18 protein-coding genes are annotated in these 20,364 nt (G+C 46.7%); 1 reads left to right on the top strand and 17 read right to left on the bottom strand.

Features of this window, described 5'->3' with window-relative positions:
* The first annotated feature begins 48 nt into the window (after positions 1–48).
* Positions 49–858, top strand: coding sequence for a glutamate racemase (gene murI, locus LZD49_RS13615; RefSeq protein ID WP_234668118.1), 810 nt, complete (start codon positions 49–51; stop codon positions 856–858).
* Positions 859–862: 4 nt separating this feature from the next.
* On the opposite strand, the gene LZD49_RS13620 is transcribed toward murI, so the two are convergent.
* The 17 genes from LZD49_RS13620 to LZD49_RS13700 form a co-directional block, all read right to left on the bottom strand.
* Positions 863–3,385 carry a glycosyl hydrolase gene (locus LZD49_RS13620; RefSeq protein WP_234668119.1) on the bottom strand — a complete coding sequence of 841 codons (2,523 nt, stop codon included), beginning with the start codon at positions 3,383–3,385 and terminating at the stop codon, positions 863–865.
* A 131-nt stretch (positions 3,386–3,516) separates the two neighbouring features.
* Complete coding sequence (locus LZD49_RS13625) at positions 3,517–3,798, bottom strand: hypothetical protein (RefSeq protein ID WP_234668120.1); 282 nt, start codon at positions 3,796–3,798, stop codon at positions 3,517–3,519.
* Positions 3,795–4,334: a DUF420 domain-containing protein gene (locus tag LZD49_RS13630; RefSeq protein ID WP_234668121.1), complete on the bottom strand. Its 540-nt coding sequence runs from the start codon at positions 4,332–4,334 to the stop codon at positions 3,795–3,797. The genes LZD49_RS13625 and LZD49_RS13630 overlap by 4 nt, the downstream gene beginning before the upstream one ends.
* 6 nt (positions 4,335–4,340) lie before the next feature.
* On the bottom strand, positions 4,341–4,937 hold the full coding sequence (locus tag LZD49_RS13635; protein ID WP_234668122.1) for a hypothetical protein: 597 nt from the start codon (positions 4,935–4,937) through the stop codon (positions 4,341–4,343).
* Positions 4,938–4,946: 9 nt separating this feature from the next.
* Positions 4,947–5,282 (bottom strand): cytochrome C oxidase subunit IV family protein, encoded by a 336-nt coding sequence (locus LZD49_RS13640; RefSeq protein ID WP_234668123.1) that lies wholly within the window; start codon positions 5,280–5,282, stop codon positions 4,947–4,949.
* Between the two features lie 30 nt (positions 5,283–5,312).
* Entirely contained in the window at positions 5,313–6,083 is a 771-nt protein-coding gene (locus tag LZD49_RS13645; RefSeq protein ID WP_234668124.1) for a cytochrome c oxidase subunit 3, read from the bottom strand.
* Between the two features lie 13 nt (positions 6,084–6,096).
* On the bottom strand, positions 6,097–6,684 hold the full coding sequence (locus tag LZD49_RS13650; RefSeq protein WP_234668125.1) for a cytochrome c oxidase subunit 3: 588 nt from the start codon (positions 6,682–6,684) through the stop codon (positions 6,097–6,099).
* 17 nt (positions 6,685–6,701) lie between these two features.
* Positions 6,702–7,595 carry a heme o synthase gene (gene cyoE, locus LZD49_RS13655; RefSeq protein ID WP_234668126.1) on the bottom strand — a complete coding sequence of 298 codons (894 nt, stop codon included), beginning with the start codon at positions 7,593–7,595 and terminating at the stop codon, positions 6,702–6,704.
* Between the two features lie 20 nt (positions 7,596–7,615).
* Positions 7,616–8,644 (bottom strand): heme A synthase, encoded by a 1,029-nt coding sequence (locus tag LZD49_RS13660; RefSeq protein WP_234668127.1) that lies wholly within the window; start codon positions 8,642–8,644, stop codon positions 7,616–7,618.
* A complete protein-coding gene (locus LZD49_RS13665) occupies positions 8,619–10,502 on the bottom strand; it encodes a cbb3-type cytochrome c oxidase subunit I (protein ID WP_234668128.1) in 1,884 nt (627 codons plus the stop codon). The genes LZD49_RS13660 and LZD49_RS13665 overlap by 26 nt, the downstream gene beginning before the upstream one ends.
* Positions 10,503–10,530: 28 nt before the next feature.
* Complete coding sequence (locus LZD49_RS13670; RefSeq protein ID WP_234668129.1) at positions 10,531–11,640, bottom strand: cytochrome c oxidase subunit II; 1,110 nt, start codon at positions 11,638–11,640, stop codon at positions 10,531–10,533.
* A 21-nt stretch (positions 11,641–11,661) separates the two neighbouring features.
* Positions 11,662–13,038: a quinol:cytochrome C oxidoreductase gene (locus LZD49_RS13675; protein WP_234668130.1), complete on the bottom strand. Its 1,377-nt coding sequence runs from the start codon at positions 13,036–13,038 to the stop codon at positions 11,662–11,664.
* A 34-nt stretch (positions 13,039–13,072) separates the two neighbouring features.
* Positions 13,073–13,696: a cytochrome c gene (locus LZD49_RS13680; RefSeq protein WP_234668131.1), complete on the bottom strand. Its 624-nt coding sequence runs from the start codon at positions 13,694–13,696 to the stop codon at positions 13,073–13,075.
* Entirely contained in the window at positions 13,696–14,226 is a 531-nt protein-coding gene (locus LZD49_RS13685) for a DUF3341 domain-containing protein (RefSeq protein WP_234668132.1), read from the bottom strand. Before LZD49_RS13685 ends, LZD49_RS13680 begins: the two co-directional genes overlap by 1 nt.
* 47 nt (positions 14,227–14,273) lie before the next feature.
* On the bottom strand, positions 14,274–15,707 hold the full coding sequence (nrfD, locus tag LZD49_RS13690; protein WP_234668133.1) for an NrfD/PsrC family molybdoenzyme membrane anchor subunit: 1,434 nt from the start codon (positions 15,705–15,707) through the stop codon (positions 14,274–14,276).
* A 51-nt stretch (positions 15,708–15,758) separates the two neighbouring features.
* Positions 15,759–18,854: a TAT-variant-translocated molybdopterin oxidoreductase gene (locus tag LZD49_RS13695; RefSeq protein WP_234668134.1), complete on the bottom strand. Its 3,096-nt coding sequence runs from the start codon at positions 18,852–18,854 to the stop codon at positions 15,759–15,761.
* Positions 18,855–18,900: 46 nt separating this feature from the next.
* Entirely contained in the window at positions 18,901–20,175 is a 1,275-nt protein-coding gene (locus LZD49_RS13700; RefSeq protein ID WP_234668135.1) for a c-type cytochrome, read from the bottom strand.
* Positions 20,176–20,364: the final 189 nt, after the last annotated feature.

Genomic DNA, 20,364 nt, shown 5'->3' on the forward strand with positions numbered 1-20,364 from the left:
TTTAGCTTTGATGCGAATATCATTCATTGACTATCAAAAGCACTTCTAATGCTCGACTCCTCTGCACCCATCGGAATTTTTGACAGCGGAATCGGCGGTATGACCGTCGCCAGCGCCGTAACCAAACTGCTACCTCAGGAAAATACCATCTATTTCGGCGACACGGCGCATTTGCCCTATGGCGATAAATCGACAGCCGCCATTCAGGCTTATTCGATCAAAATATGCAATATGCTTTTACAGCAAAACTGCAAGCTGATTCTCATCGCCTGTAACTCCGCGTCTGCTGCCGCGTATGAACTCGTACGTGAGTATGTAGGAAGTAAGGCGAAAGTCCTGAATGTGATCGATCCGGTAGTAGATTATGTCAAGGAGCATTATGAGGGAAAAACCATCGGGCTTATTGGCACCAAGCAGACCGTCCTTTCTAATGTCTATAAAAAGAAGGTTGACGCGCTGGATCGTAACATTCATTTGAAATCCCTGGCGACGCCATTGCTGGCACCTATGATAGAGGAGGGTTTTTTTGACAATAACATCAGCGAAAGTGTGATTGCCAATTACCTGTCCGATCCTTCTTTGAATGGCATTGAAGCACTTATACTAGGCTGCACGCATTACCCGTTGATCAAAACCCAAATTCTCAAATTCTACGGCGAAGCGATAGAAACGCTGGACACCTCCGAGATTGTTGCGCGATCACTCAGGGCCTGGCTGGAACAGCATTACCTCATCAATGAAAAAGGAGAGGGTAAGCGGCAGTTTTATGTATCGGATTATACATTGTCATTCGAGCAATCGACAAATATTTTCTTTGGTCGCCAGATCCAGCTGGAACATTATCCATTATGGGAGTAATCGACTAGTAAATCAGCCTTACAGGTCCGAGGAGGCCCGAAGGCATCGGCTGCCAGCGCGTCGCATCGAATTTTTTGTAGGTAATATCCACGATGTTAATGTCGTAAAATTTCTTCCAGTCGGGTTGCTGCTGGTCGCGGAGGCGCATGTAGTTGGCTGAAAGGTTGGTTACTTCTATTTCAAGGACATTACCCTTTGATTTTAATGCATGACCCGCATACAATTGGAAGGGAATATGCCAAACCGTACCCAAGTCTTTCCCGTTCAAAGTCACCTGCGCCACTTCCCGAACATCACCTAAATTAATTCCGGCATCTTCGAATCGCTTCAATGGCCCTTTTAGGTCGAAAATGATCCGGTAGCGGGCTTTTCCAGAAAAGTATTCCGCCGAATCGGACAAAGTTGTCCAGGATTTAAGTGTAGTAAGCTTCGCTGGTGCTGGCAATGATGGTTTCCCTTGAAGAAATGTGACCTCCCAGGTTCCTTTTATCTCCAACTCTTTCGAAGTTTTGCTGGCAAACGGCAAATCCGAGCCATCCTTAGCACCTTCCAGGAAACACGATTCTCCGGGTGGCAGGTTTAAATACACCTCATCGTGCCCAGCGGCCGTTCGGATGAACATCATGGATTCTCCCTTCAACGGTGTATTCCGCGACATCGTTTCACCCTTCCCAATCCGTACCCATCCGCTTTGAAATGTATTGCCAAGGTTTGTCACAAAATACAGCGGCAAACCACTGGCTGCTTTCTTCCGAATAAATGTGAGTCCCTTTTCGGCCAATTGCTCTTTCACCACACCATACTGGTAGAGGTCAGCATTCAGGTCGGTTGAAACGCGTACAGTTTTGAGTTTTGAAATTTGGGCTAAACTTTCAGAGAATAATTGCTGCCGTTGCTCATGGCTCGCATTACCCGTCACAGTTGTCGGCAACTTTCCATCAAAAATGATTTTCGCACCCGCATTAGCCAGTCTTTGCAGCTCCTTCAATGTCTCTTCCGGCAAATAGGTCACCGACGGGATAAGCAAAGTTTTATAGTTAGCGTCGCCTGAACTCAATACACCATTTGCACCGACATTCAATTTCTTCAACTGTAAATCCGACACGAAGTCGAAAGCATAACCTTCCCTCCAAAGCTTCCCAGACAATTTTCCAAATGGCAAATCCAGTAACCAACGATCTACGTGGTGCACTTCCAGCAAATGCACACCGCCGCCGGACTTCGCTTTGGTAGCCCACAAATCATGGATCGGGAAATAGACCAGCACATCGTTGTCCGGCTTGCCATCCTGCAACAGCTTTTGGCACGCTTCGACATAGTTGTTCAGTAATGAGAAATATTCTGAGAAATGAGAGGTTTTTCCAAAATTGGTCGAGGCATAAAACAGCCAGCCTGGGAACCCTTCCTTTTCCGGAGAATATGTCGTTCCGTGGTAAAAAATGTGATTGATACCTGCCGTAAAAAGCTCGTCAATCTGCGGCTTGATCTGCGAAAGCGAAACTTTAAAATGGTTAGCAAGCCAGGTACCCGTTTCGGAGCTCACCAGCTTCTTCCCTGACAAATTCGCTGCCGACGACGCAAATTTCATCGCCAAAACATTCGGCGTGCCAAACTGATCAATGGAGTAATCCGGATCGATACGTAAACCGGGTATACTGAAACGACTGGTTCCAAATGATTCAGTTTCCGGAATGTCGGCCGTTTCATATAAATCCAGGAGGTTACCTGGTGAGCCGTGCGCCTGATACCGCGTCTTGAAACCGTGTGTGCGGCTCCAATCAGACCATGGAACGGCATACCGCTCCAAAAGCAGTTCCGCCAGGGTCTGGTGATAATCTATCTTTACTAATGTAGCCTCCGGATTTCCGGTCGAATCGCTAAGCATTGACAGCTTGCCTAGCAAGTCATATTTTCGTCTTGATTGAAATTCCTTTACGAAATCCGTCGTCCAATTCGCACCATATGCTTCATAGGAATCATTGTACATTGACCTGGGTTTATCAGGCGATTTGCTGAATGCAGAATCAAATCGCGACAAATACTGTGACATTCCTGTGGCATTGAATGGATCCAGCACAAAACCGTCGCCGCCCGGTGCGGGCCGCTTTACCTTCTGCCCTGTTGGCTTAACAACCGGCTTCCCGTCCACGACGGTCATGTTTTGCGCCGCGGTGACCGAAGTTACATTAGGCCCGCCGAATGGCCAGCCGGTGCCGGTGGTCATATCTACACCCAGCCCGATCCTTTTGCCTTCACGAATCGTATGCCGCATTACTTCCAGCCATTGCGGACTGAGGAATGATATGTTTTCCTTTTCATAACCTTTGACCCCGTAAATCGGAATGATATGCACACCCCCCAAACCAGACTTGCCGAAATATTCAAGCTGCGCAGTAATGTCGGCCTTATTGACCGCACTGCCCATCCACCACCAGTAAGTCCAGGGCTTGGTAGTTGAAAAAGTCTGCGCATAGGTGTCGAAAAACTGAATTAGCAAAAAGAGAAGGCAAACAAAGAGACGACGCATGGTGGCAGGTGTTTCTCTTTAAAGACGCGCAATGCGGTATCTACGCCATTACAACGGAATATTTTGTTAAAACAAAACCACAAAAAAAGGGCGGAACCGCTATGGTCCGCCCTTAAATACCTTCTTGCTGATTAACCCTCGTATGCCTGTCTCACACGCGTCGCTACAAACTGACGCTCGTGCTGTGCACGCTTTGAATTACGATACCAAAGGTAACCGATCACGGCTACAAGCAGGTAAGGCATTACAAAGAGAAACATAATGCCGGTATTGAGTCCGACGCCAACATTATTACGGCCATTGCCCATGGAGCTTTCTACCGACCCACGGCACATCGCGCATTGTGCGAACGCGCCAGCACTGTTCATCACAAATAGAATCACTAATCCGGATATTACCAAAAACCTTTTCATACGTAATAAGGACTTATCATCAAGTAAACGATCACACCGGTTACACTTACATAAAGCCAGATCGGCATCGCCCATTTCACAGCCTTCCGGTGCTGCGCGATCTGATTAGTATAACCATAATACACCGCACGCAATACAAACCAAACGACCCCGATCGACAACACGATATGCGAAATCAGCAAAAAGTAATAAACAGGGCGAATAAAGCCTTTGCCGCCAAATGGCGTGGCCTCATTTGAAATGTGATAAAGCACATAGCATACCAGGAACACCGCACCGAGTACGAATGCGCCGGTCATCGCCTGCCGGTGCGCGGAGATGTTCTTTTGTTTGATAAAATAGAACCCCATGATCAGCAACATGGCCGTCAGTGTATTGATCACACCTATAATATGCGGGAGCACTTTCGTCCAGGTACCCAGATCGATTTTCTGCCGGATTCCCAGCAGCAATGCAACAGCCACCGGAATGACGATTGCCAAAATGTTGATAATACGTTCGTATTTCGGTTTTCTTTCGATTGTTAATGTAGCCATGCTCACTTATTTCTCATTCTTCTTTTCGTAATCGAGAATCTTGATCTCGGCCATAAGCCGGTCGGTCTCCTCCGCATCTCCGGCTTTATAAAAGCCTCTCACGTGCTTGCTGCGGTCTATCAATACGATTTGTCCCGCCGCACCATTTGCTTTCTCACTCCCTCTTTCCGGATCCGACAATTCTTTTGCAAAACAGCCCTGAATCGTAATGCTGTCTGCCTTCACCGACTGCCAATCTCCTCTTCGAATCGTATCCGTGGCAATCACCAGTATCTGCAATTCAGGAATGGCGCTCTTTAAGGCTGCTATTCGCTCCAACTCGTCCATCGTCCGATCGCAAGGCTCTCCACAGCGGGACGGCATTCGGGTTACTAACGTTAAACGTGCGTCCAGATTAACGGCCCCGAAAACACCGCAGTCTGCGGAAACCTGATGGAACAGCGTATCGCCGCTTTGAACGATCACCGAGCTGTCTGCATTACGTTCCGCCACAAAATACGGCAGGTCATAATGGTTGGTCCCGAACAGTTTTAGTAAAGTAAAAATCAAAGCCGGTATTACTAATGTGATAATCAGTAATCCGGCTTTGGGGAATTTCTTCATTATAATCTATTATCCAAAAATCGCCTCGAAAATTGCATTTCCCTCGAGCAGGAGTGCCAGGATCAACCAGGCTACGAATATCACCGGTACAAGTATCGACCAGATCAGCGTTTTCGTTTCATGTTTTAAGTGCATAAACTCCCCTACGATGTAGAACGCTTTCACGATCGTCATGACGATGAAAATCGACACCTTCAAAACTCCGTGAGGGACAGTAAAAGCGATCACGAACTCCAGTGAGGTGATAATCAAAAGGATCCAAAAGGTTTTCCAAATCGCTTTGCGTTGTTCAGCTCCTGCTTCGGGATCCTGGTTGTGTACGTGGTGATGGTGTACTTCCGCCATTTTAGTTCAATTTTAATATTGTCTGATAATTTAAACCAGGTAGAAGAATGTAAATACAAACACCCAAACCAGATCCACAAAGTGCCAGTAAAGACCTACCTTCTCAACCATTTCGTAGCTTCCCCTTTTATCATAAAAACCGGTTGCAGCACGGAAGAAGATCAGAATGTTCAGGATCACACCACTGAATACGTGGGTTCCGTGGAAACCTGTAATGAAGAAAAAGAAGTCCGCAAATGCGGGAGGGCCGTACTGGTTTTCTGTCAGGTTAGCTCCAAAGATCGTCTTTTCAATCCAAGCACCGTTCTCCATCACCTTCATGACGCTACCAGCATCGGTACCGTGGATAAAGTGGCTCCATTCCCAAGCTTGGCAACCAAGGAAGGTAAAACCACCCAGGATCGTCCAAAGCATATATTTCTCAACATTCGCGCGGTCCATGCGGTGACCGGCTTCCACTGCAAGTACCATTGTTACGGAGCTTGCGATCAGGATGAATGTCATAATACCAACAAAAACCAGCGGCAGGGAAACGCCATGCAGGAACGGCACCGACTCATAAACCCTTTCAGGCACGGGCCAGTACATATTGGAGAATGTAAAATCTTCGTGATTTCCGGAGAAAGCGGGGAAACTAAACCGGGCTGTACCATATGCCACCAGCAAGGCAGAGAAAGTAAAGGTATCTGAGATAAGGAAGAACCACATCATCAGTTTGCCGTAACTTGCTTTCATAGGCTCAATACCCCCCAACCACATTTTGGGTTCTACCGCGCCGGGTGTTGTTACATGTGCCGCCATTGATAAAGAAATATTAATTAAAGGTCAATAAAAAAACAAAAAGGTATAACCAGAGTATATCGAGAAAGTGCCAGTAAGTAGCACTGATCTGAATTCTTCTCAGATTTTTGGAATGCGTGTTCAACCTGAATGCGGACAACAATGCAAACATTAAAACAACCAGGCCGGTAATAATGTGAAAACCATGGAGCCCGGTGAATACGTAAAAGAACGAACCGGACGGGTTTCCAACAAAATAGACATTCATTGCCACCAGCTCTTTCCAGCCTTCAAACTGCATCCAAAGGAAGAGCAGGCCGAGTACAAAAGTAATAGAAATTGCTATTTTCAATTGTTGGAACTGATCTTTTTTTGCCGAAAAATAGGCCCATTGCATGGCTACGCTACTCATTAACAGCACGGCCGTGCTATACCAGAATATCTGCGGCATTTCAAATTCAAGCCAGTTACCTTCGGCACGGCGGACCAGGTAGGCACTGCTCTGAGAGGCAAAAAGCATGATGATCGTTACGAGGAACAACCAAAGAATGAATTTCTTCGGGTCCATTGCAAGCGTCTCCTGCGGCCCTCTTTCCAATTTATACTGCTGAACGTTTTCCATTTTCACTTAAATCTATATCACAATTTATCCAACAAAAAAGCAATTTGTACGATAGGCAGGTAAATGAACGATCCGAACATCAGCTGTCTTGCCGTCTTGTCAGTGCATTTGCGCATCAGGTGGAACGTCTGTGCGAGGAACAACACTCCGAAAACCGTTGCAATAAATGCGGAGTTAATACCCGTCATTCCCAGCTCGTACGGCAACCACCCGATCGGAAGCAGGAACAACGTATAGATCATAATCTGCAATGTCGTATCGGAGTCTTTCAAACCGTTAGCTGGCAACAATTTGAAACCTGCTCTTTTGTAATCTTCATCTAAAACCCATGCAATAGCCCAGAAATGCGGGAATTGCCAGAAAAACTGGATCGCAAACAGGATGCCAGGTTCCAGACCGAAATGGTTCGTTGCGGCCACCCACCCGATCATCGGAGGAAATGCGCCGGGGAATGCTCCTACAAACACGGCAATCGGCCCCACACGCTTCAACGGCGTGTATACAAACCCGTAAAGTACGAGTGACAACAAAGAAATCAATCCAGTCGTCAGGTTGAATACCGTTACAAATATCACAAGCGAGGACACGCCCAGGATGACCGCCCAGATAGCTGCCTGCTCTATTGTTATTCTTCCGCTTGGCAGTGGACGCGAGGCCGTTCTTTTCATCATTTTATCCAGATCCTTCTCTAAGATCTGGTTGATGATATTGGCAGCACCAGTAATACCAATAGAAGCAAGAACAAAAAGCACGAGATCGCTGGTCTTTACATCGCGTGATCCCAAACAATATCCCATTGCTCCGGAAAAAGCTATCAATGACGCCAACCGGAATTTCAATAATTCAAATAAAACCCCTAATCTCTCTCTGATCTTTCCAACCCCGCCGACACTTTCCTCTACTGAAATCATTATTACAGAAATTGAATATTCTAAAACTGGCTGCCACTAGCTACGGCCACGCCTTTGTATTTTAAATACTTTTTGCCATTTACGACCAGCCAGACAATAAACTGCAAGCCGATCAGCAAAATAGCGAATGTCAGGTGAATCGGCTGTGCGAATGCGGGAACTCCGAAATAAGCCATCAGCACGCCCGTCGCGATCTCCGCGATCAGTATCCAGAGGCAGGCCGTTGCAATTTTGCCTGCTACTGTGCCTTTGTTACCCGATTTCAATACTTTGTTGATCCAGACCGCATTAACGACAAAAACCAATATTGAAAAAGAGCGGTGTATATAAAAATTAACTCCCAGCCCTTCGATCCATTGTGATCTCGCCCCGTAACCGAGCTCCATGATCACTACGTCCATCGCTTCACGTACCTGCGTACCCAGGAGAATCTGGAACAACGACAACGCCATCACCAGGATTCCAATTCCGTTGAGTACCTTTTCGCTACCTTCACGCAGCGTTAAAACATTCTCAACATATCCGGCCCATGTAAATACATAGAGCAGAATGAAAATTATCACGATGGCCAGTAACATGTGTACAGTTACGATCACCGGATGCAATTCAAATGATACTACCTTCGCTCCGAGCCATCCTTGAAAGCCAGTCAACAAAAAAGCCGCCAAGCTTAAAAAGAATATTTGCTTGTTTCCGGATCTCAGAAAAGGAATGGAAGCCAGCAGCGTCAGGAATATCATAATCCCCGTGAAGACGCCCACAAGTCGATTGACGTACTCTGTCCAGGTTTTGGTGGGATTAAACTCCACCTCCCCTTTCAGTTTCACACCATAAATTTCCTTGTAATTGGGAGGAAGTTGTGATGCTTCGGTCGGAGGCACCCATCTGCCGAAGCATTTCGGCCAGTCGGGACAGCCCATTCCTGAGCCGGTACTCCTTACGACTCCCCCCGCAACAACTACGAGATAGAGCGTAATCAGCGTATTTAAAGCCAATCGCCGGAACCGGCGATTGGCTTTAAGATCAATGATGTGTTTTGAACTGGTCATTAAAGTTTTGGGACTCAATCACCTTCTCGATCGCGATCAGCTCATTCTCATGAGGTAAGTTCGATTCTGGCGTTTGAGAATACGGAATGTTCTGAGGAATGAAGTCCTCTTTTGCACCTGGTTTACTGTAATCATATGACCAACGGTACACCGCAGGAATCTCGCCTTCCCAGTTTCCGTGACCCGGAATGATTGGAGCAGTCCATTCCAGCGTATTTGAATGCCAGGGGTTTTGCGGAGATTTCTTTCCTTTGAAAATGCTGTAAAAGAAGTTCCAAAGGAATATGAATTGCGCAAGGAACGTGAATATCGCCGCGACGGAGATAAACATGTTCATATCCATAAACTTATGCGTAAAGTCGTAGCTGGTGAACTGGTAGTAACGACGAGGGAAGCCTGCAATACCTACGTAGTGCATTGGAATAAACACCAGGTAAATTCCTATGAAAGTCATCCAGAAGTGCGCCTGCCCTAACGACGTGTTCATCATCCGTCCAAACATTTTAGGGAACCAGTGGTAAACCCCCGCGAACAAACCGAATGCCGACGCCGCACCCATTACAAGGTGGAAGTGAGCAACAACGAAGTAGGTATCGTGCAATTGAATATCCAGTGCACTGTTACCCAAAATAATACCGGTCAAACCCCCTGATACGAACAATGAAACGAGACCAATTGAAAACAACATACCTGGCGTGAACACGATGTTACCCTTCCAGAGTGTTGTGATGTAGTTAAAGCCCTTCACCGCAGAAGGAACCGCGATAATCAGAGTAAGGAACATGAAGACCGAACCCAGGAACGGGTTCATACCTGTTACGAACATATGGTGAGCCCATACAATAAATGCAAGGAATGCGATACCCAACATCGAAGCGATCATCGCTCGGTAACCAAAAATAGGCTTACGTGAGTTTGTGGCTATAACTTCGGAAGTGATACCCAAAGCAGGCAACAACACGATGTATACCTCAGGGTGGCCGAGGAACCAAAACAAGTGCTGGAACAAGATCGGGCTACCACCCACGTTTGGCAGCGCTTCACCATTAATATAAATGTCAGAAAGATAAAAGCTCGTACCGAAGTGACGGTCAAAAATCAGGAGCAATACCGATGAAAACAATACAGGAAAAGAAATCAGACCCAATACCGCCGTGATCAGGAACGACCAGATCGTCAGAGGCAGGCGGTCGAAAGACATACCTCTTGTACGCAAGTTGATAACAGTAGTAATGTAATTGATACCACCCAACAACTGCGATACGATGAACAATGCCATACTAGCCAACCACAATGTCATACCCATTCCGGAGCCTGGGTGCGCTTGTGGCAATGCGCTCAATGGAGGGTAAATTACCCAACCACCAGCCGCCGGTCCTTGTTGCAGGAACAGCGAAGCAAACATGATCACGCTGGCCAGGAAGAAGAACCAGTACGACAACATGTTCATAAAACCCGACGCCATGTCGCGGGCACCTATTTGAAGTGGAATGAGGAAGTTACTGAAAGTACCGCTCAAACCGGCCGTCAATACGAAGAATACCATAATGGTACCGTGCATCGTAACAAGGGCCAGATAGAAGTTAGGATCTAGTTTGCCTGCATCACTGATCCACCCACCTAAAATAGGCTTCAACCAGGACAGGTTAGAGTCGGGCAAACCAAGCTGGATACGGAAGATCACCGACATGGTAATACCGATAACAGCCCACAAAATACCCGTGATCAGATACTGCTTGGCAATTACTTTGTGGTCTTCACAAAATACATATTTCTGCCAAAAGCTTTGTGCTTCATGGTGGTGGTCATGCTCGTCTGCGTGGTGGTGAGCTGTTTCCAATCCTTCAATAGCTGACATATACTTTTATTGTATTTAATTAATAGAATTATCGTAGACTAGAACTTGCTCCGGCACCGCCAGCAGATGTTGCTGAACTGTCTGCGGCAGGAGTCGCTGCTTCGGCAGGCACATATTTCATGGCCTTCGCTTTCAGATTCTCAGGTACTTTTGCAAGATACTCAGGATAAGTTTGCAAGAAAGTTGCCTGTTCAGAAACCCATTTTTTGTATGTAGCCTCGTCGTCCACGATCAATCTCATTTTCATTGAAAAGTGACCTTGTCCACATACCTCCGTACAAGCAATCTCATAGTCAAATTTCGGGTTACCGGTTTCGGCGCGCATATCAGCGGTTGTCTTGTCCGGTACGAACCAGAATTTGGTCGGCATACCTGGAACCGCATCCATTTTCACACGCATGTGCGGAATAAATACGCTGTGCAATACATCACGGGCCCGAATTTTTAAAAGCACCGGACGGCCCACCGGAATGTGCATTTCACTCGGGTTGGTAAAGTCATCGAAAGAATTTTCGTCCGACAAATCGATACCTACTTCGTTCTGTGCATCAATCAATTTATAGTTGTAGTCACCAAGCTTGTTATTATCAACACCGCCGTAACGAGCGATCCAGTTGAATTGCTTACCTGTGATTTCGATCACCTCCGCGTCTCGTGGGGCCTCGGAAGTGATGTCCGACCATGCTTTCCAACCTGTAAACACCAGCAATGCCATTACAATAGCCGGGATGATAGTCCAGATCAATTCGAGCTTATGGTTGTCAGGATAGAATGTTGCACGGTGTCCTTTTTTATGCTGGTATTTCCAGGCAAAGAAGAATACGAGGAAGTTCACCAGGATAAAAGGAATTGTCAGGATACCCATCGAAAACCAAAACAGGTCATCCGTTCTCCGTCCATGGATAGAAGACGCTTCGGGAAGGAAAAATTCGCGGGCATGCAGATATGACCAGGTAATGGAAATAGCACCGCCCACCAACACCACGATAAACATGGCACCGTTGAATTTATTACCAGTTGTTACAACTTCGTCCGAATCGGTTTTGTTGATACTCTTCAAAACACCCTGCAACCTGGAAATGACTACCCCGGTGAGGACAATGAATACAAGAGCAACTAATGCGATAATAATATACATGATGATTTACTGGTTTTGCAATTAGGCGATATCGTGATGCAGTGATTCCTCCAACATCGGGTGATTTCTCGGGATCAGATTTGCCTTAGTCAATTGATTTGCGATTGAATATGCAAATGCACAAAGGAAGATCAGGAAGAAGCCCCACTCCAAAGGACCAAGCTCAGCACTTGCACCAACTGTTCCAGGCATAACGTTCGTGTAGAAATCGAACCAGTGTCCGACGATCACACTCCAGCAAGCCACTTTTAGAATTGAATGTGTAAACTTCGCATCACGGGTCATCAATACCAGGAATGGGAAGAAAAAGTTAAGGAACAAGGTGATAAAGAATGGTGCCTTGAAAAATCCACCGTGTCCGCGGAAACGCTCAATGAAATAGATCGTTTCTTCAGGAAGGTTAGCGTAGTAGATCAAAAGGAATTGAGCGAACCATACGTAAGTCCAGAAAATGCTGAATGCAAATATAAACTTGCCAAGGTCGCGTAAGTGGCTTGAATTAACGGCTCTCAGGTAACCCTTTTCGCGTAATGTTACGATAGTCAGGGTAATCACAGCCAGACCAGCTACGTGCCAGCTAGCCAAAGTATACCAACCGAACATGGTGCTAAACCAGTGTGTGTCGATCGACATCACAAAATCCCAGGCTGATGTAGAAGATGTAACACCGAATACAACCAGGAACGCTGTTCCAAGACGGATCGATTTTTCATAGAACTCAGTTCCACCGATCTCATCTTCCTGTAATGACAGGTTACGAAGCTTTTTCCACATCAAATACCAGACCGCGAAATACGCTACCAGACGGCCCAGGAAGAAGGGTGTATTCAAATATCCCTGCTTGCCAGCGATGATCTTGTCATATTCGGGACCTCCTACTTCGAAAAGACCTTTATGTGTCCAGTGGAACAGATCGTGCCCACCCAAAAGGAAAGTAATGATCAATACGGCGCCTGTAAAAGGAAGGAATGCGGGTAACGCCTCGGGTACTCTTTTAAATACCGCCGACCAGCCAGCCTGCGCCAGGTAGTTATAGGAAAGGAAGAACATCCCCACAACGGACATTCCGGTAAAATATACACCATTCACCCAAAGGTTAGCCCAAATGCGCGCAACCCAGCTCTTGGCATGGTGACCGCCCTCAGCGGCAGCTCCGTGTGCTTCCGTGGCTCCGTGAGCCGCAGCCGCTCCATGCTCGGCAGCCGCGTGGCCTGCCGCCGCAGCGTGCTCTGCTCCGTGTGCAGCCACTTCATGACCACCACCGCCATTGGCTGCGAGGTATGCTCCTAATAGTACAAGAGCCAGTCCTACACCGCCACCAATGAGCAAACTTTTCTTAGCTCCCGATGTAAATTCAAACCGTTCTTCAATAGAAGGAATCGAATGTGCTGATGCCATTATTTAAATTATTTCTCTGTTTTCAAAATTGTACTTAAGCCCCTTTCTGCAATTTCTGTACATAGTGTACGATTTTCCATCGCTCCTCCGGGTTGATCTGCGATCCATGAGGCCACATGCGTGCCTTTCCGTGTGTGATCACGTGGAAAATATGTCCTTCATTCAGGTTCTTGTAAGCGTCGCTCGCATAGTTGGGAACACCTTTGTACATCGCTCCTACTTTTCCGTCCCCGGCGCCGGTTGCACCGTGGCAATGCTGACAATATCTGTCGTACAATACCTTTCCCTCTGCGAGAGTTTTCTCATTCAAGGGAACTGGGTTTTTAAGTACTCTTTCTGCGATCTCAATGCTGTCGGCAGGAATATTGTAAACCATCAGGTCTACAACTGCTGAATCCGACTCACCGAAATTGGTGCGGTAGTTACGTCTCGCAACCGTTCCAGCCACCGGCAAACGCATGGTAAGGCCCTGCGGATTGATCGGGTTGGCTTTTTCCTGTTTGTATGGTTCATAACCTACGGGCAGGTACATATTTGGCGCATATTCCTTTCCGGGATTGTTAGGATCCTTTTTACAACCAGCGGCAGCAGTAATCAATACAGCGGCAACCAATAGATATTTATATAAACTCTTGAATTTCATCGTTTTAAACTCCATTAAAATTGCTTAATGTTGACTTCCTCCGCACCGCTGTCTTTCAATGCTCTCGATATTTCGTCTTCGGTCATTGAGTTTCTGCTCATGTCGATCGCCATGACAAATTTGTTGTCAGTCGAGCGGACGTCGAAACGCGGGTGAAAATGCGTACCTGGTCCAAGGCCATTTGAAATGAAGAATGTAGTTACCATCCCGAATGCAGTGAAAAGTACTGTCAATTCGAATGTGATCGGGATATAGTTGGGGATTGAGATCGGATCTTTACCGCCGATAATCATTGGCCAGTCGTAACCCATTGTCCAGATCATCAGTGTCAATGCCACGCAGCATCCTGTTACACCAAACATAAAGGCAGCGATACCGATACGGGTTCTTGGGTGGCCTAATGCTTCGTCCAACCCGTGAATAGGGAATGGAGAATATACTTCTTTGATTTTCACACCGGCCTTTCTCAACTTGGGAACCGCGTGAAGAACAGTATCGTCATCGTCGTAAACTCCGACCAAATATTTACCAGATAATTCTGCCATACTATTACTTAATTATAATCTCTATAATTCGCTATTTCGCTATGCTTTTATTCCTGATCCTTGTTGTAAGCGGGTTCAGCAGTTCCACGCTGTCTTACTTTGGCAACACCGGCGATCTTAGCAGGCATTTGTGCAGAAGTTGAACGCAATACCGCTTTTACTTCGGCCATGTTTACAACCGGCAGGTATTTTGAAAACAATAGGAACAATGTGAAGAACAAACCGAAAGAGAAAATGTAATCCCCGATATCATATCTGGTCGGCGAGAACATTGCCCAGCTTGAAGGAATGTAGTCACGGTGCAGGGAGGTTACGATAATTACAAAACGCTCGAACCACATACCGATGTTTACAATCACAGAAATGAAAAAGGTAAAAGTAATGCTGCGGCGCAGTTTTCTTGACCAGAATAGCTGCGGGGAGATTACGTTACAGGTCATCATCGCCCAGTATGCCCACCAATAAGGACCAGTCATACGGTTAAAGAATGCGTAGTATTCATATTCAACACCACCGTACCAGGCAATAAAGAACTCGGTAATGTAAGCCACACCTACTACTGAACCGGTAAGAGTGATTACCTTATTCATAGTCTCGATGTGCTCGAGGGTTATGTAATCTTCCAGTTTGTAAACAACCCTCGTGATCAACATCAGGTTTTGTACCATCGCGAACCCCGAGAAAATCGCACCTGCAACGAAGTACGGAGGGAAGATCGTCGTGTGCCATCCCGGGATTACCGAGGTAGCAAAGTCCATACTTACAATGGTGTGTACCGAAAGTACAAGTGGCGTAGAAAGACCCGCGAGGATCAAAGAAATGTATTCGTAACGCGCCCAGGTTTTAGCTGAACCGTCCCAGCCCATTGCGAAAGTTCCGTACATGAAGCGGGAAACTTTGCTCGTGGCACGGTCGCGGATGGTAGCAAGATCAGGAATCAGACCGATATACCAAAAAACCAACGATACCGAGAAATAAGTACTGATCGCAAATACGTCCCAAACGAGCGGTGAGTTGAAGTTGACCCAAAGGGATCCGAACGCGTTGGGTAATGGAAGCGCCCAATAAGCCATCCAGGGACGACCCATGTGCATCAAAATAAAAGAAGCTGCACAGATTACGGCGAAGATCGTCATCGCTTCTGCCGCGCGGTTGATGGAAGTTCTCCATTTCTGACGGAAGAGCAGGAGAATCGCGGAGATCAACGTTCCCGCGTGACCGATACCTACCCACCATACGAAGTTGGTGATATCCCAGGCCCAACCAACTGTTTTATTCAAACCCCAAACTCCGAGGCCTTCCCACCAGGTCCACGCGAGACACACAGATCCATATGCCAAAACGATGAGCGAAAGTCCGAAAGCGATCTTCCATTCTTTCGTTGGAGTTGCCTCCACGTGGCGGCATATGTCTTCCGTTACGTCCGCGTACGTTTTCCCACCTTGAATCAGCGGTTCTCTTACAGGTGAAGTAACATGCATACTACTATTTATTTATAATGATTGGATCGTCAATAATTCTAACTCTGAAAATTAAGCGTGCTCTTTCTCAACCGCCTTGGCTGCTGCCAAGTCCTTGTTACGGACTTTGGTGAGGTAAGAAATTTGTGGACGAACGTTGATTTCTTCCAGCATGTGGAATGCGCGTCCTTCTCTTTCTACTTCCAGCAATTTCGAAATGCGGCTTTCAGGATCGTTCATATCTCCAAAAGTGATAGCATCTGTCGGGCAGGAAGATGCACAAGCTACGTTTACTTCACCGTCGACAATGCGTCTTCTTTCTTTCTTCGCAGTAAGCTTAGCCTCCTGGATTCTGTGAACGCACATCGAACATTTCTCAATAACTCCTCTTGAACGTACTGTTACATCAGGATTAATGACCATTTTACCAAGGTCATTATTGAATGCGTAATCGAAGTTGTCGTTATCAAAATATTTGAACCAATTGAAACGACGTACTTTGTATGGGCAGTTATTTGCACAATATCTTGTACCTACGCAACGATTGTAAGCCATCTGGTTCAAGCCCTCGGAGCTGTGGGTAGTAGCCAATACCGGACATACCGTTTCGCAAGGTGCATTGTTACAGTGCTGACAAAGCATCGGCTGGAATGTAACTTCCGGATTTTCAGAAGCGATCTCCAATCCTCTCAGATCTTCCACATCTGCATCGCTGCTGTAATAGCGGTCAATACGCAACCAGTGCATTTCACGTGCATTGATAATTTCCTGACGACCTACAACTGGGATGTTGTTTTCATTCTGGCAGCTTACCACACATGAACCGCAACCGAAGCAAGTGTTCAGGTCGATCACCATACCCCATGAGTGGTTTTTGTATTTGTGGCCATTCCAAAGTGACAGGTCAGTTGCGTCCACTTCACCATCGGAAGTCTGGATTTTCGGAACGAAACGGCCGGCCATCGGGTCTTTCTGGAAGTGAGCCAGCACTGTTTCCTGAAGAACCGATTTACGGTTCATCACTGTGTTGTGCGTCTGAGTCTGTGCTATTTCGCGGGTATCACCTGTTTTCGACAGCGTTACCTCACCTGGTGTGAAGTTCAGGAAGCCGTCGGTGAATGTTGCAAACGGGTAAATATTTTTACCCACACCATTTGCAGACTTACCTGCTTTCTCGCGACCGTAACCGATTGTGACCGCTACGGTGCCTTGTGCAAGTCCCGGCTGAATGATCACCGGTAATTCAACCGATTTTCCTTTCAAATCAACCTTTACAACGTCGCCCTGCGCAAGGCCGAGTTCTGTTGCTGTTTTTTGAGAGAGGCCGGCATGGTTGTCCCAGCAGGCCTTAGTGATCGGATCAGGAAGCTCCTGCAACCATGGATTGTTGGCGGAAGCACCTGTACCCAAACCTACGTTTTCGAAGATCGCAAGTTCGAGACCTGATGAAGAAGCCTTGTATTTTTTAGCAATACCTGCAGCAGCAGCAGCAAGGTTTCCAGAGAATGCAGCCCCTGCTCCTGTTGGAGCAGTAGAAGTTACCTCAAAAACACCGTCATGCAACGACTTGATCCAGAATTGTTCGAAGTCACCACCTCCCGATTGTGGATAAATATTCTTTCTCCAATATGCTTTCACATACTCATGAAAATCAGTGGAGGCCCCAGCCCATTTCAGGAGACTCGATTGCGCCTGACGTGTACTGAAAATCAAACTGATAGCTGGTTGCATTAAGCTATATGATCCGGCGATTGGTTCTGCATCACCCCATGATTCCAGGTAATGCGAAGCAGGAAGGATGTATTTCAAAAGTGAGGATGTTTCATCAGGACGGTCGTTGAAAGACACGCTCAATGAAACCTGTGGCAATGCAGCCGCCAGTTCAGCACCACGCGGGTGATCATAAACCGGGTTAGCGCCCCACAAAATCAATGCTGAAACTTTGCCACCTTTAACCTCATCAATCAATTGGTTGGTAGCGATATCATTACCCTGGCGGTAATAAGCAGGCTTGTCAAGATTGATTGTCGAGCCGTAGCTACCCAGAAGGCTGTTCAATGCATTCACCACCACTTGTACCGAAGGATCATTGATTCCGGATACAACGAGTGCCTGGCCTTTTGCTGCAACGAGGTCCGCCGCCGCCTTGTCCAGCTCAGGAATGTTGAGTGCCGCCGTTGCAACGGGAGTTCCGCCCAATTTCGCCGCAACCTTATTGTATAATGCAGTTGCAACCAGACCAATTTGCGAAGGCTTCACTGCTATACGATAGTCGGCATTAGCACCGGTCAATGAGAGCGTCGACTCAAATTGATACAGACGTGACATTTCTTTTTTACCTTCTTTATCACTGCTTACACGACGGGTGTCTGCAAACTGTTTCGAGAATGTATCAGGAGCAAGCCATGTTCCAAGGAAGTCGCCGTCGATGCCTACCACTACTTTCGCTTTGCTGAAATCGTAAGTGGGGATAACGGCTTTTCCGAATGACAACTCATTTCCTTTTACAAGCGCGTAAGAAGAGTTGGCATCGTAAACCACGTGTGTTGTGGTTGGGTATTTTGCAGTGAAATCTGCGATAACCGCCTTGGTCGACGGGCTCAATATCGTGGAAGTAAGAATTCGGATTGCTCCACCTTTGGCTGCAATCTGTGCAAGTTGATCAGCGATCTCCTTGTCGACAGCTTCCCAGCTGATTTTGGTATCTTCTCCTTTTTTAGGACCTCTCAGTTTTTCGTTATCATATAGGCCAAGAAGCGACGCGTGAGCGCGGGAACTTACACCGTAAGACACCTTTGAAAGGGAATTGCTTTCTATTTTAATAGGCCGTCCCTCACGGGTTTTGACCAGGATGCTCGCGTAGTCTCCACCTTCGGCGTAAGTGGATGCATACCAGTTAGATATTGTAGGAAATTCGCCTTCTGGCTTATTAACGTAGGGGATGGCTTTTTTTACCGGTGTTTCGCAAGCAGCCAGGGATACCGCTGCCATTCCAAAGCCCAAAACTTTAAGAAAATCACGGCGATGGGTGCCTACGCCATCCACCAAACTTTCATACTGACTCTCTGTCGGCGCACTTGGGAACTCTGAACTCGCATCTTTTACAAACTTCTCATCATTCCTCAGCTCTTCAAGTCCCCGCCAGTATCTTTTATTAGAATTTTCCATAAAACTATTCAATACAATGAGTTGTATCCGGTATTAATTTCCTTGATTAATAGTGGCACTTAGAACATTCCAGGCCACCAATATCCGCTACTTTCAAAGCCTCTTTGCTTTCAGAAGCGTGCAACTGTACCAGCTTGTCGTAGTACTGATTGTCTTTGGTATTAACCTCGGTTTTACGGTGACAATCAATACACCATCCCATCGTCAATGACGAACGTTGCTGTATTACTTCCATTTTCTCAACATCACCGTGGCAGTTCTGACATTCCAGGCCACCCACATTTACGTGCTGTGCGTGGTTAAAGTAAGCCAGGTCAGGCAGGTTGTGAACGCGCACCCATTCGATAGGCTGGTTGTTCTCAATAGAAGTATAAATCTTTTGAATTTCAGGAGATTCCTTTTTGATAACACCGTGGCAGTTCATACAGATGTTAGCAGACGGGATGTGCGCCGACTTACCGCGATTAACGCCGGTGTGGCAATAGTTACAGTCGATCTTGTATTCGCCTGCGTGCAATTTGTGAGAGAATGATATAGGTTGCTTCGGAGCGTATCCTTGCTGAACCCCTATATTAAACGCGCCGTCTATTGTTGATTTCAATACGAGCAGCACGAAGATCCAAAGTGTTGCAGAACGGATGGCCGGATCAACAGAAATTCTTTTAAGCAAGCCTCCGAAACCTTCACCGGCGGGAGCCTCAGTTCCTGCATCTCCGCCCTTAACAGCCTTGGAAAGAAGCGATACGATCACCAGCAAAACGCCGAGTACCAGTACCATTACTACTACCAATGCAACTAATACGATCACAAACAAATCGGAAGGTGCACCGCCTTTGGCATCACCAGAAGCCGCTGCGCCACCACCACCGCCAGCTGCCGCAGCGGCAGGAGCAGCAGTAGACGCTTTGTCTACATAAGCGAAGATCGCCTTGATATCATCATCCGAAAGGTTCGGGAAGCTCGTCATCTGAGCTTTCGAATATTCGTTGTAAATTTTAACAGCGTAAGGATCGCCAGATGCGATCACCGCTTGCGAGTTACGTACCCATTTCGCAAGCCAGGCAAAATCGTGACGAGCACTTGCACCTTTCAAACCGGGACCAACTACACGCTCATCAGTGGGTGCGTGGCATTGAGCGCAGTTGTTTTTGAAGATCGACTCACCCTTTGCAGCATCACCACCTCCGGCCGGTGCCGCAGCGCCCGCTGCCGCAGTGCTATCCTGAGCAGACACTAAAGTTGGTACGCTTAATAAGATAGCTAAAACGAGAGCTAGAAAGGTTTTGGGGTAATTAAAGAAGGAACAAAACTTAGCGTCCATTCGGAATGGTATATTCATAATCAACTATTCATTATTCTTCAACAGACAAAACTAGCTCACGATTTTTTATCCACAAAAGTATTTAAGGGATATTTTACCCCACCTTCTTATTTATAATTTGTCTAATTTGCCGCACTGATTTAACAGTAGTTACAAATTTATTAAAGACTGATTTTCAAACAAATAGCA

Origin of the sequence: Dyadobacter sp. CY261, assembly GCF_021440085.1 — a bacterium.
Taxonomy (GTDB): domain Bacteria; phylum Bacteroidota; class Bacteroidia; order Cytophagales; family Spirosomataceae; genus Dyadobacter.

What these genes read in the sequence shown, in the direction of transcription:
- murI (WP_234668118.1), top strand. Translation starts at nt 49, where the DNA reads ATGCTCGACTCCTCTGCACCCATCGGAATTTTTGACAGCGGAATCGGC.
- LZD49_RS13620 (WP_234668119.1), bottom strand. Translation starts at nt 3,385, where the DNA reads ATGCGTCGTCTCTTTGTTTGCCTTCTCTTTTTGCTAATTCAGTTTTTC.
- LZD49_RS13625 (WP_234668120.1), bottom strand. Translation starts at nt 3,798, where the DNA reads ATGAAAAGGTTTTTGGTAATATCCGGATTAGTGATTCTATTTGTGATG.
- LZD49_RS13630 (WP_234668121.1), bottom strand. Translation starts at nt 4,334, where the DNA reads ATGGCTACATTAACAATCGAAAGAAAACCGAAATACGAACGTATTATC.
- LZD49_RS13635 (WP_234668122.1), bottom strand. Translation starts at nt 4,937, where the DNA reads ATGAAGAAATTCCCCAAAGCCGGATTACTGATTATCACATTAGTAATA.
- LZD49_RS13640 (WP_234668123.1), bottom strand. Translation starts at nt 5,282, where the DNA reads ATGGCGGAAGTACACCATCACCACGTACACAACCAGGATCCCGAAGCA.
- LZD49_RS13645 (WP_234668124.1), bottom strand. Translation starts at nt 6,083, where the DNA reads ATGGCGGCACATGTAACAACACCCGGCGCGGTAGAACCCAAAATGTGG.
- LZD49_RS13650 (WP_234668125.1), bottom strand. Translation starts at nt 6,684, where the DNA reads ATGGAAAACGTTCAGCAGTATAAATTGGAAAGAGGGCCGCAGGAGACG.
- cyoE (WP_234668126.1), bottom strand. Translation starts at nt 7,595, where the DNA reads ATGATTTCAGTAGAGGAAAGTGTCGGCGGGGTTGGAAAGATCAGAGAG.
- LZD49_RS13660 (WP_234668127.1), bottom strand. Translation starts at nt 8,644, where the DNA reads ATGACCAGTTCAAAACACATCATTGATCTTAAAGCCAATCGCCGGTTC.
- LZD49_RS13665 (WP_234668128.1), bottom strand. Translation starts at nt 10,502, where the DNA reads ATGTCAGCTATTGAAGGATTGGAAACAGCTCACCACCACGCAGACGAG.
- LZD49_RS13670 (WP_234668129.1), bottom strand. Translation starts at nt 11,640, where the DNA reads ATGTATATTATTATCGCATTAGTTGCTCTTGTATTCATTGTCCTCACC.
- LZD49_RS13675 (WP_234668130.1), bottom strand. Translation starts at nt 13,038, where the DNA reads ATGGCATCAGCACATTCGATTCCTTCTATTGAAGAACGGTTTGAATTT.
- LZD49_RS13680 (WP_234668131.1), bottom strand. Translation starts at nt 13,696, where the DNA reads ATGGAGTTTAAAACGATGAAATTCAAGAGTTTATATAAATATCTATTG.
- LZD49_RS13685 (WP_234668132.1), bottom strand. Translation starts at nt 14,226, where the DNA reads ATGGCAGAATTATCTGGTAAATATTTGGTCGGAGTTTACGACGATGAC.
- nrfD (WP_234668133.1), bottom strand. Translation starts at nt 15,707, where the DNA reads ATGCATGTTACTTCACCTGTAAGAGAACCGCTGATTCAAGGTGGGAAA.
- LZD49_RS13695 (WP_234668134.1), bottom strand. Translation starts at nt 18,854, where the DNA reads ATGGAAAATTCTAATAAAAGATACTGGCGGGGACTTGAAGAGCTGAGG.
- LZD49_RS13700 (WP_234668135.1), bottom strand. Translation starts at nt 20,175, where the DNA reads ATGGACGCTAAGTTTTGTTCCTTCTTTAATTACCCCAAAACCTTTCTA.